Source organism: Neoroseomonas soli (assembly GCF_018129065.1).
GTDB classification, from domain to species: domain Bacteria; phylum Pseudomonadota; class Alphaproteobacteria; order Acetobacterales; family Acetobacteraceae; genus Neoroseomonas; species Neoroseomonas soli.
The window spans coordinates 17292-27779 of sequence record NZ_JAAEDM010000066.1 but is presented as its reverse complement, the minus strand read 5'-3'; the positions used below and the strand labels follow the sequence as shown (position 1 = coordinate 27779).

General features: G+C 70.4%; 9 protein-coding genes. 2 read left to right on the top strand and 7 right to left on the bottom strand.

Features of this window, described 5'->3' with window-relative positions; translation table 11 throughout:
* Together GXW76_RS19255 and cysG are read left to right on the top strand one after the other, a co-directional pair.
* Positions 1–208: (2Fe-2S)-binding protein (locus GXW76_RS19255; protein ID WP_211863723.1), on the top strand; the 208-nt coding region annotated here is incomplete at its 5' end.
* Between the two features lie 2 nt (positions 209–210).
* On the top strand, positions 211–1554 hold the full coding sequence (gene cysG, locus GXW76_RS19250) for a siroheme synthase CysG (protein WP_211863722.1): 1344 nt from the start codon (positions 211–213) through the stop codon (positions 1552–1554).
* A 466-nt stretch (positions 1555–2020) separates the two neighbouring features.
* Here cysG and GXW76_RS19245 read toward each other — a convergent pair whose 3' ends face one another.
* The 7 genes from GXW76_RS19245 to nosZ all read right to left on the bottom strand — a co-directional run bounded on the left by GXW76_RS19245 (position 2021) and on the right by nosZ (position 10482).
* Complete coding sequence (locus GXW76_RS19245) at positions 2021–3607, bottom strand: ABC transporter substrate-binding protein (protein ID WP_211863721.1); 1587 nt, start codon at positions 3605–3607, stop codon at positions 2021–2023.
* 249 nt (positions 3608–3856) lie between these two features.
* The gene (locus GXW76_RS19240) at positions 3857–4855 is read right to left on the bottom strand and encodes an FAD:protein FMN transferase (RefSeq protein WP_211863720.1); all 999 of its coding nucleotides are present in this window, start codon (positions 4853–4855) and stop codon (positions 3857–3859) included.
* Between the two features lie 12 nt (positions 4856–4867).
* Complete coding sequence (locus GXW76_RS19235; protein WP_211863719.1) at positions 4868–5422, bottom strand: nitrous oxide reductase accessory protein NosL; 555 nt, start codon at positions 5420–5422, stop codon at positions 4868–4870.
* Positions 5419–6249: an ABC transporter permease subunit gene (locus tag GXW76_RS19230; RefSeq protein ID WP_211863718.1), complete on the bottom strand. Its 831-nt coding sequence runs from the start codon at positions 6247–6249 to the stop codon at positions 5419–5421. Before GXW76_RS19230 ends, GXW76_RS19235 begins: the two co-directional genes overlap by 4 nt.
* Positions 6246–7175 carry an ABC transporter ATP-binding protein gene (locus GXW76_RS19225; protein ID WP_211863717.1) on the bottom strand — a complete coding sequence of 310 codons (930 nt, stop codon included), beginning with the start codon at positions 7173–7175 and terminating at the stop codon, positions 6246–6248. Before GXW76_RS19225 ends, GXW76_RS19230 begins: the two co-directional genes overlap by 4 nt.
* Positions 7172–8527, bottom strand: a complete 1356-nt coding sequence (locus tag GXW76_RS19220) for a nitrous oxide reductase family maturation protein NosD (RefSeq protein ID WP_211863727.1) — start codon at positions 8525–8527, stop codon at positions 7172–7174. The genes GXW76_RS19225 and GXW76_RS19220 overlap by 4 nt, the downstream gene beginning before the upstream one ends.
* On the bottom strand, positions 8527–10482 hold the full coding sequence (gene nosZ / locus GXW76_RS19215) for a TAT-dependent nitrous-oxide reductase (protein WP_211863716.1): 1956 nt from the start codon (positions 10480–10482) through the stop codon (positions 8527–8529). Before nosZ ends, GXW76_RS19220 begins: the two co-directional genes overlap by 1 nt.
* Between the last annotated feature and the right edge of the window lie 6 nt (positions 10483–10488).

Below are 10488 nucleotides of genomic sequence, written 5' to 3'. Positions count from 1 at the left end.
CGATCGCGCGGCGCTGCTGGTCGGTCGCCGCGCCGACGGGCCGCCGCCCTCGCCGATGGTCTGCGCCTGTCACGGCGTCACCGCGGCCGCGATCGCCGCCTCCGGCGCAGCGGACGTCACCGGCGTCGGCGCCGCGACTCGCGCCGGCACCGGTTGCGGCTCTTGCCGGCCTGAGATCGCCTCGCTCCTCGCGCGGGAGGCCACCTGACCATGCGCCACTTCCCCGCCTTCCTCGACCTGCTGGGGCGCGACGTGCTGGTGCTCGGCGCCGGTGAGGCCGCCGAGCGGAAATCGGCGCCGCTCGCCGCTGCCGGGGCCAGGGTTCGCCGGGCCGCGCACTTCGCGCCGGAACTGATCGACGGCGTCGCGCTCGCCGTGGGCGCGGATGCGGAGGAGGCCGAGTTGCGGGCCCTCTCGGCCGCCGCGCAGGCGCGCGGCATCCCGGTGAACATCGTCGACCGGCCGGAACTCTGTTCCTTCATCATGCCGGCGATCATCGACCGCGATCCGGTGACCGTCGCGGTTTCGACCGGCGGCGCCGCCCCGGTGCTGGCGCGCATGGTGCGGCAGAGGATCGAGGCAATGCTGCCGCCGACGCTCGGCCTGCTCGCCGCGCTGGCCGGCCGCATGAGCGCTGCCGTCAGGCGTGTCCTGCCAGAACCCGGCGCGCGGCGGCGCTTCCTGGAGCGCGTGCTCGCCGGGCCCGCCGCGGACCTCGCTCTCGCCGGCCGGACGACGGAGGCGGAGACGGCTTTCGCCCGCGCGCTGGATGCCGCCGATGCCGCGTCCGCGGGCTTCGTACACCTGGTGGGCGCAGGGCCCGGCGCGGCCGACCTGCTGACCCTGCGCGCGCAGCGCCTTCTCGGCGAGGCCGATGTCATCGTCCATGATCGGCTGGTTTCGGATGCGGTGCTCGACATGGCGCGGCGCGACGCGGAGCGCATCTTCGTCGGCAAGGCACGCGCCAACCATTGCCTGCCGCAGGAGGAGATCAATGCCCTCCTGGTCCGCCTGGCGCAGGCGGGGAAGCGCGTGGTGCGCCTCAAGGGCGGCGATCCCTTCGTCTTCGGCCGCGGTGGGGAGGAAGCCGACGCCCTCGCCCGCGCAGGCGTTCCGCACGAGGTCGTGCCGGGCGTCACCGCGGCGCTCGCCTGTGCCGCGCAATCCGGCATTCCGCTGACCCACCGGGACGCGGCGCGCGCCGTTACCTTCGTCACCGGACACACGCGCGAAGGGCGGCTCGACCTCGATTTCGAGGCGCTGGCACGGCCGGGCCAGACGCTCGCGGTCTACATGGGGATATCGACGCTGCGCGACCTCGAGGCGGGTCTCCTGTGCGCCGGCCTCGACGCCTCGACGCCTGCGGCGATCGTCGAGAATGGCGGCACGGCCGAGATGCGCGTCCTTGCGGGGACGCTGTCCTCAATCGCGCGCGACGGCCAGGGCTGGTCCCGCGGCGGTCCGGCGCTCGTCCTGGTGGGCGAGGTCGTCGACCTGGCGGCGGGCAGTTCCGCAGCGCGCCTGCGGCTCGCGGAGCCCTGCGTGCAGGCCTGAACGCCTCTCCTCAGGAGCCTGCCGAAAGGTCCCGCGATTGTCGTCAACGATCGGGGCACAGGCGCATGTTCATTGCCACGCCACGCCATGCCGTCGTGACCGGGGCCAGTTCGGCATTGGGGCCGCCACCACCGCGCGATTGCCGCTCGAGGGCTGACCGGCCATGCGCTCGGAGTCGCGGCCGTTCTGCCATCGGGTGAATGCACGTGCGGCCACCGGGACCGATCGGACCCGCGACGTAGAGCGGGCACGTGCGCGGCCGAGCCTCGTGGCTAAGCCGATTGGGAAACGGCGCCAGCCACCGCGCCGGCTCGGCACGCCAGTCCCCATCTTCCTCTCTCGCCATCGGCGGCTCCCCGAAGCCGCCCCCGCATGGATTGAGCATGTGCGGCCAGGGGAACCGGAGAGCAGGAAAGACCACAAACCTTCTGCCAAAGCAGCGCTGGCTTGCGCCGTCCTGGGCGCCTCAAACGGGACGCACGCCCCACGGATAGGGCATGCTGCCCTTGGCCAGACCCGTGATGCTCCGCCGGTGCGCCGTGCGGATGAAGAACTGGCCGAGCGGGATGGTGGCGACGTCGTCCTGCGCCAGCTTGTTGATCTCGTTTGCCAAGCTGCGCTGCCGCTCAGGCTCCGACGCGCCGAGCCAGGACTGGACGAGTTCCTCCATGCGCGGGCTGGTGTACCAGCCGAACCAGCCGGCGGCCCCCGGCCCCTTCACCAGCGACGAGACCGCCGGGTTGAGGTAGGCGAGCGAGGAGCCGTAGGTGTGGAAGATGCTCCAGCCGCCCTGGTCCACCGGTTCCCGCCGGACGCGGCGCTGGACCACGGTGCCCCAGTCGGTTTCCGCCAGCTCGACGTTCATCCCGATGCGCCGCAGCCGGTCCGCCGTGACCTGGCCATGCGGGCCGATCAGCGGGAAGTCGGTCGGATTGATGATGACGACCTTCTCCCCCTTGTAGCCCGAGGCCTGCAACGCCGCCCGCGCGCGGTCCAGGCTGCGCGGCGGAGCGTTGAATTCGGAAAGGTCCTCGACGCCGAGCGGCGTGCCGCAGGGGAAGAGGCTGCGGCATTCGCGCCAGACGGATCGGTCGCCGCCGAGCGTCGCCTGCATGTATTCCGGCTGGTCCACCGCCAGCGCCACGGCCTGCCGGGTCTTGAGGTCGTTGAACGGCGCCTGCAGGTGGTTCAGCCGCATGATGGACATGAGGCCGGCGGGGTTGAGGATCTCCACGGCGATGTTACGGTTGCGCTGCAGCGTCGGGATCAGGTCGGAGAGCGGCTGTTCGAGCCAGTCCACCTCCCCGCTCTGGAGCGCCGCGGCGGCGGTCGCCGGGTCGGGCAGGATATGCCACTCGATGCGCGGGAAATGCGCGACCTTGCCGCCGGAGGCCCAGTCCGAGGCCTCCTGCCGCGGCACATAGGCGTCGTTCTTCGCATAGACGACACGGCTGCCGGAGACGAACTCGTCGCGCAGGAAGCGGTAGGGGCCGGAGCCGACGACCTCGGCCACCTGCGTATTGGCATCGGTGCGCGCCAGGCGTTCCGGCATGATGAAGGGGACGTTCGCATCGGGCTTGGCGAGCGCATCGAGCAGCAGCGGAAAGGGCCTCGTCAGGCGGATTTCCAGCGTGCGGTCGTCGGCCGCGGCCCAGCGCTCCACCACGCCGGCGAGTATCTGCCCGAAGGGGTCGCGCTTCGACCAGCGTTCCAGGCTCGCGGCGCAATCCTGCGCGCGGACCGGCTCGCCGTCGTGGAAGCGCAGGCCCTCACGCAGGCGGATGCGCCAGAGCCGACCATCGGCGCTTACGGTGTGGCCTTCGGCCATCTGCGGCCGGGCCTGCTGCGTCCCGTCCACGGCATAGAGCGTGTCGTAGACGTGGTAGCCGTGCATCTGCGTGACGATCGCGCTGGTCCAGATGGGATCCAGCGCGGTGAGGTTCGCCTGCGGCACGAAGCGCAGCGTCGCGGTGCGGGCGGGCTGGGCGATGGCCGGGGCCGCGGCGGCGAGGGCACCGGCGGCGGCGCCCTGCAGAAGGGTGCGACGTTGCATGGCGTTTCCTGCTTTCGTTCACGCGTGTTGGGCGGAAGCCTATGAGCCCCGGTGAGCCGCGGTCAAATGATGGGCTGGACCCGTCTTCGCGTGATGCGCCCGACATCAATGCCGGGCGTATCCGAACGCGGGGCCCATGGTGCAACCCGAAGCAGCCGAAAGGAGTTGCGGGTGGCCGGATTGCAGCGGATCAATGTGCCAAGGCGGATCGCGGTGCGTGACGCCCGGATGCCAACCGGCCCGCGAAAATTACCCGCCCCGCAGCGCCGCCGCGCTTCCGTCGTGGCGCAGAAGATGGGCCTCGACCATCGGCAGGCCGCGCAGCGTCGAGGCAATGGCGTCCTCCGGCATCAGCGCAAAGGCGGTGGAGAGCGCGTCCGCCGTCGTCGCCTCCGGTGCCAGGACAGACACCGCCCGGTGCAGCCTGGGGCTCAATGCCGTGCGCGGGTCGAGCAGGTGCGTGAAGCGGCCTTCCGCATCGAAGACGAACCCGTCATCGCCCGAAGACGCCAAGGCACGATCCACCAGGTCCAACGTCTTCCAGGGATGCTCCGGCGCGGCCGGGTCCTCCAGCGCGACCCGCCAGGGACGCGCCGCCGAATGGGTGCCGAAGGCGCGCGCCTCGCCCAGGTCGACCAGCGTATGGGCAATGCCTTCTGCGCGCAGGAGATCCACCACGCGGTCGGTGATGTAGCCCTGCGCGATGCCATTCAACGTGACCGCCATGCCGCGCCGCGCGAAGAGAATGGCATCCGGCCCGACGCGCAGATGGCGATGGCCGACACGGTCCAGCGCCTCGGCAATGGCCGGCGCCGGCGGTCCCGCCGGATCGGCCCCTGACCGCGTGAAATGCGCGCGGTAGAGGTGCCACAATGGCTGCACCGTCGGGTCGAAAACCCCGCCCGTCAGCGACGCGACGCGCAGCGCGGCATCGAGGATCTGCCGCATCTCCGGCGGGGGCGCGGCCAGCACGCCCCGCCGGTTCAACTCGACCAGCAGGCTGTCGGGCCGATAGAGGCTGAACAAGGCCTCCAGCCGGTGAAGCTCCGCCACGGAGTGGGCGACGATGCGCTCGGCCGCAGCACGGTCCGGATGCCGCAGGGAGATGCTGCCGACAGCACCGAGAACCTGCCCCGTCCAGGTGACCAGCGGCGCATCCAGGGCCTCCTCCGCCGCTCCCGGCAGCGGCAGCCCGGCCGCGACGGCGGCGATGGCGAGGACGCGACGACGGGACAGGCGACGCTGCATGGCCTCACTGCCTCAATGGGTGTGACGTGGCGCTGCCGGACCACTCGGTGCGGGGGTCGGGGCGCCCTCTCCGCCGAGCACCCAGTCGCGGGGGATCTGCGTGAAGGCCAGCACCCGGCCGCCATGCTCGGCGGCGAAGCGCTCGGCGAGCTGGCGGTCGCCGAAGGGCACCGCCTCCTCCGCGCCCATGCCGCCGCGGCGGTCGCTACCGACCACGAAATGGGCGCGCCGCGCCTCCACCCAGTTCGTCGCGCCAGGTTGGTCCCAGGTCTCGGCCCGGCCCATGTCGGAGACGTAGATCGCGCGCAGCGTCTTCGCCTCCTCGGCCAGCATGGTGAAGGCGATGGCGTCCCGCGCCGAGGAGAACCAGACCGGCCGGTCGCTGCCACGCAGCAGGATCTGCCCCTTCGGCCCCGAATGTTCCACCAGCGCCATGCCGCAGTAATGGCCGATCGCCTCGGCGGTCAACGCGACGGGCGGCGGCGCGTTGGCGGCGCTGTCCTTGTTGTCGCAGCCGCCGACGAGCAGTGCGGCGAACAGGCCGAGAACGGGAAGCAGAGGTCTCATAATTCCCTCCGTGCAAAGACGGCGACGGCACCGGCCAACGGGACCAGCACCCAGGCGCCAAGGGCGCCCAGCAGCACAGGCGCCGAGAGACCGCTACCCTCGGCGATCCCCCCCATGCCCGAGAGCTGGCCGACATTCGGCAGCCCCGCCAGGTTGAACAGTCGATAGGCGTCGGCCGGATTGAGCAGCAGCAACGCATCGAGCATCGCGGCGCCGATGGTCTGCCCCTGGTCCGCCACCAGCATCCCGAGCAACGCCATGTCCCAGATCAGCACCGAAAGCAGCCACAGGCCGACCGCGATCCCGGCCGCCGTGCCGCGCGCCTCCACCATCGCGCTGACGAAGGTGCCGAGCGCCACGAAGGCCGCGCCGAGCAGCACGGTGGAGCCGATCATCAGCGCGAAGGCACGCCAACTGTCCGCGGCGATCGCCTCCCCCGCCACCGCGAGCGCAACCGCCGCCGCGCCGTAGCCGACCAGCGTGGCCACGCCGAGGATGACGACATGACCGAGGAACTTGCCGACCACCACCTGCCAGCGCGTCAGCGGGTAGCTCAGCAGCAGCAGCATGGTGCCGCGTTCCATCTCGCCCACGATGGCGTCGTGGGAGATCAGCAGCGCGATCAGCGGCAGCAGGAAGATCGAGAGGCTGGAGAGGCTCACCACCACGACCTCCAGCGCGCCGGCGCCGACACGCCCGGCCGGCGCCGCGCCGAGGAAGGCCAGGGTCAGCGCGAGCGCCGCCAGCAGCAGCGTCGCCGCCACCACCCAGCGGTTGCGCATGCCCTCGCGGATCTCCTTGCCGGCAACCAGGAGCAGGCCCTTCATGGCCGCGCCTCCAGATCGGAACGTCCCTGGAGGAAATGGGCGTAGAGCTCGTCGAGCGTCGGCGGCAGCAGGTCGAGGTCGGTCGCGCGGCCTTCGGCCGCCACGCGGCGCAGCAGGTCCATCTTCTCCTCCGGCGCGCAGGCCATCTCGACCTCGCAGGCGTCGCGGTCCTGCAGCACCACGGCATCGGACGGAAGCCAATCGCGCGACGCACCCGCTGCCAGCCGGACGCGTATGCGCACCGGCAGCCGCGCGAGGCGGCGCAGTTCATCCATGGCGCCGTCCGCGACGACGCGGCCCCGGTCCAGGATGATCACCCGCTCGGCCTTCCCCTCGAGTTCCTCGAGGGCGTGGGAGGACAGCAGCACGGTCGTCCCGCGCGCGACGAACTCGGCCAGGATGCTCCAGAAGCCCTGGCGCACCTCGGGGTCGAGCCCCGTCGTCGGCTCGTCCAGCAGCAGCAGTCGTGGCGAACCGAGCAGAGCCTGCGCCAGGCCAAGGCGCTGGCGCATGCCCTTCGAATAGGTGCCGATCCTGCGCCCCGCCGCCGCGCCGAGGCCGACGCGCTCCAGCAGCCCGTCCGCGGCCTTGGTGGATTCGCCCTTCAGGCGGGCGAAGAAGCGGATCATCTCGCGACCCGTCAGGGCCGCGTTGAAGGTGACGTTCTCCGGCAGGCAGCCGAGTTGCCGGCGCGCCTCGATCCCCCCCGCGGAGGGGTCGCGGCCGAGCACCAGCATCCGCCCCGCGGTCGGGCGCGCGAGACCCAGCATCATCTTCATCAGCGTCGTCTTGCCGGCGCCGTTGTGGCCCACCAACGCAGCCAGCACGCCCTGCGGCAGGGTGAAGGAAACGTCGCGCACGGCTTCCACCTTGCCGTAGCGCTTCGCCACCTGTTCCAGCGCGATGGCCGGCGCGTCCGCCCTCATGGCCGCCACTCCGGCGCGGAATCGGGCGCGGGCGGCGCGACCGCAAGCGGATGGCTGTCCACCACGCCGCCCGGCAGGATCGCGGGGAACTGCGACTGCGCCCAGCGCAGCACCTGCACCGCGGGGCTGTTCAACAGGATCTTCGCGCGCGGCGCGGTCCAGAGCACGCGGTCCACGAGGTCGTTTGGCCGGTAGGCGGCATCGGCGATGCCGTCGCGGTCGAGGTCGAAGGCCGGATTGTCGGACCAGTAATTGCCGCGGCCGTCGCGCGACCAATCAAGGTGACGCGTGCCGACGTATTTCACCTGTGTGCGATTGGCGATGAAGGCGTTGCCGGTGATGGTGTTGCCCTCCGACCCGGCGGTGAAATGCACTCCGATGCCGCAGGCCTCGAAGCGATTGCCGACAAAGCGGTTGCGGTTGGAATTGTAGATGAAGACGCACTTGCCGGGGTGTGCGCCGCCGACCTCGGGCGTGGCGAGGGCCGTGTGCTCGCGGTCCTCCGCGGCGCCCGGTGTGCGGCTCTCGTCCCGGAATGCGCTGCGGCCGCGTACGTGATTGCCGGAGATCTCCGACTGGTTGGCGTAGTTGAACAGCATGCCGTTGTCGCGGTCGCCATCCGAGAGATTGCCCGTCACGCGCAGCCGCTGCGAATACATGATGGCGTAGCCGACATGGTTGCCGATCGAGGCATTGCCGGAGACTTCGCTGTCATTCGTGTACATGTAGTGCACCGCGAAGCGCAGGTTGCGGAAGCGGTTGCCCGAGAAGACGTTCTGCCTGCTGGTGACGACGAAGATGCCGTCGCGCCCGTAGCGGACGTCATTCCCTTCCACCCGCGCGCCCGGCGCATTCCACACGGTGACGCCGTTGCCGCGTTCCGAAGTGCGCGCATCGCGGCGCCCGGTGATCCTGTTGCCGCGCACCACGGCGTCCGGCGCGCCATGGACATAGACGCCGAACAGGTTGCCCTCGATCCGGTTGCCCTCCACGAGGGCGCCTCGTGCCGTGCGTTCCAGGTACACGCCGCTGTCCATGGCGACGTGGTCGGAACCCGAGCCCCGCAGCGCCAGGTTCCGCACCGCCGCGCCTTCCGCGGTGACGAAGACGACGCTCCCTTGCCCCCCTGCGTCCAGCACGGCGCCGTCGCGCCCGACAAGCGCGACGGTCCGCTCCAGGCGAACCGGGCCGCGATGGAGCCCGGGCAGCAGTTCCACCGTGCCGCCCGGTTCCGTCGCATCCACCGCCGCCTGCACATCCTCCCCGGGCGCGACGGGCGGCGCGGCGAGGGCGGCAGGCGCCGCCATAGCCGCGATCGCCGCCAACAGCCCGGGGATGATGTGCGAAGGCATCACGCGCTGCGTGCCTCCACCAGCATGCGGCCCTTCATCTCCATGTGCATGGCGTGGCAGAACCAGGAGCAATAGTACCAGTACACGCCCGCCTGTTCCGCCTTGAAGGTGACGGATGCGGTCGCCTGCGGCGCCACCTCCATGTTGATGCCGTAGTTCACGATGGCGAAGCCGTGCGTCAGGTCCTCCACATCGTCGATGTTGGTGACGAAGACCGTGACCTCGTCGCCCTGGCGCACCTGGAACTGCTCCAGGCCGAACTGCGGCGCCTGGGATGTCATGTAGACGCGCACCTTGTCGCCGTCTCGCACCACCTTGCTGTCGGCCATCAGGTCCACGCCATCGGCGCGTGCCTGGCGCACTGCCTCGGCGAAGAACGGATCGTCGCGCTTCCACGCATGCACCGGGTTGATCTTGGAGCGGTGCACGATGGTGGCGTCATGCGGCTCGGCGTAGCTCGGCCCGTCATGCACCAGGATCATGCGGTCGCCGGAGATGTCGATCAGCTGGTCGTTCTCCGGCTTCAGCGGACCGACGTTCAGGAAGCGGTCCTTCGAGAACTTGTTCAGGCTGATCAGCCACTTCCCGTCCGCCTCCTTGGTCTGGCCCATGGAGGTATGGTTGTGGCCCGGCTGGTAGTGGACATCGAGCTTCTGGACGATCGGATTGGCCTGCTGGCCGGCGAAGGCGCGCTTCGCCGCCTCGATGTTCCACTTCACCACCTGGCTGTCGATGAACAGCGTCGTGAAGGCGTTGCCCTTGCCGTCAAAGGCGGTATGGAGCGGCCCGAGACCGAGTTCCGGTTCCGCGACCACCGTGCCGCGCGGCTGGATCTTGTCGTCGAACAAATCGTCGAACTTGCGCACGTCGAACACCGTGACGGTCGGCGAGAGCTTGCCGTTCACCACCACATGGATGCCGTCCGGCGCCGTGTTGATGCCGTGCGGGCTGTTGGCGACCGGCACGTAGCGGGTGAAGGGCGAACCGTGCCTGCCGTCGACGACCGGCACGCCGCCGATCATCTGCGCCCGACCGGTCCGCACCGCTTCCTCGATACGACCGATGTTGAAGATGACGACCCAGTCCTGCTCGTTGGCCATCATCTCGGCGAGATTCACGCCGCCTTCGGAGTTGTAGCAGGTCGAGAACGCGTACTTGCCCTGGTAGTCGGCATCCACGTTGTCGAGGTTGCCGTCCACGATCACCTGCCAGGCGACCTCCATGGTGTCGCCGTTCACGGCGCTGAAGACCGACCTGTACTCCGCCGGCTTGTCGAGGTCGCGCCCGTCATTCGGGATCGGCACCCCGTCCTCGCCGTTGCAGAAGACGTAGCCGGTGCGCGGATACTTCTGCACGCGCAGCCCGTGAACCGTGTGCTGGTTCGGCAGCTGGATGATCTTGTCGCACTTCATCACGTCGAGGCGGATGCGGCATACGCGCGTGCTCAGCTTGTCGTTGGCGAAGACATAGCGCCCGTCATAGGTGCCGTCCGTGAACGACAGGTGCGGGTGGTGCAGGTCCCCCGCGTCGTAGGACGCCTTGCCGGTCTTGCTCAGGAAGTCGCGCGTCTGCGGCGTCAGGTTCCCGTTCAGCACGCGCAGGCTCTCGTTGGTCTGGCCCCAGCCGGTGGCGCTGTCGCGGTTGAACACCGGCACGCGCATCAGCTCGCGCATCGAGGGCAGGCCGACGATCCGCACCTCCCCGCTCTGGCCGGAGGAGAAGAACACGTAATACTCGTCGAGTTCGCCCGGCCCGACCTCCGCGCGCTGCGCCGTGGGGCGGGCGGCGGGGCGCGCCTGCTGCTGCGGGCGCGTCTGCGCCTCCGCCGGCGCGACCAGCCCGCCGAGGCGCGAAACCGCGCCACCGCCGACCGCGGCGCCCGCCACACCGGCCGCGGCGGTGGTGCCGAGCAGCCTACGGCGGTTCATGCCCTTGTCCTCAACGTCGCCGGTCATGTGATT

Excerpts from the sequence above, each read along its gene's own strand:
- cysG (WP_211863722.1), top strand. The coding sequence starts at position 211 with ATGCGCCACTTCCCCGCCTTCCTCGACCTGCTGGGGCGCGACGTGCTG.
- GXW76_RS19245 (WP_211863721.1), bottom strand. The coding sequence starts at position 3,607 with ATGCAACGTCGCACCCTTCTGCAGGGCGCCGCCGCCGGTGCCCTCGCC.
- GXW76_RS19240 (WP_211863720.1), bottom strand. The coding sequence starts at position 4,855 with ATGCAGCGTCGCCTGTCCCGTCGTCGCGTCCTCGCCATCGCCGCCGTC.
- GXW76_RS19235 (WP_211863719.1), bottom strand. The coding sequence starts at position 5,422 with ATGAGACCTCTGCTTCCCGTTCTCGGCCTGTTCGCCGCACTGCTCGTC.
- GXW76_RS19230 (WP_211863718.1), bottom strand. The coding sequence starts at position 6,249 with ATGAAGGGCCTGCTCCTGGTTGCCGGCAAGGAGATCCGCGAGGGCATG.
- GXW76_RS19225 (WP_211863717.1), bottom strand. The coding sequence starts at position 7,175 with ATGAGGGCGGACGCGCCGGCCATCGCGCTGGAACAGGTGGCGAAGCGC.
- GXW76_RS19220 (WP_211863727.1), bottom strand. The coding sequence starts at position 8,527 with ATGCCTTCGCACATCATCCCCGGGCTGTTGGCGGCGATCGCGGCTATG.
- nosZ (WP_211863716.1), bottom strand. The coding sequence starts at position 10,482 with ATGACCGGCGACGTTGAGGACAAGGGCATGAACCGCCGTAGGCTGCTC.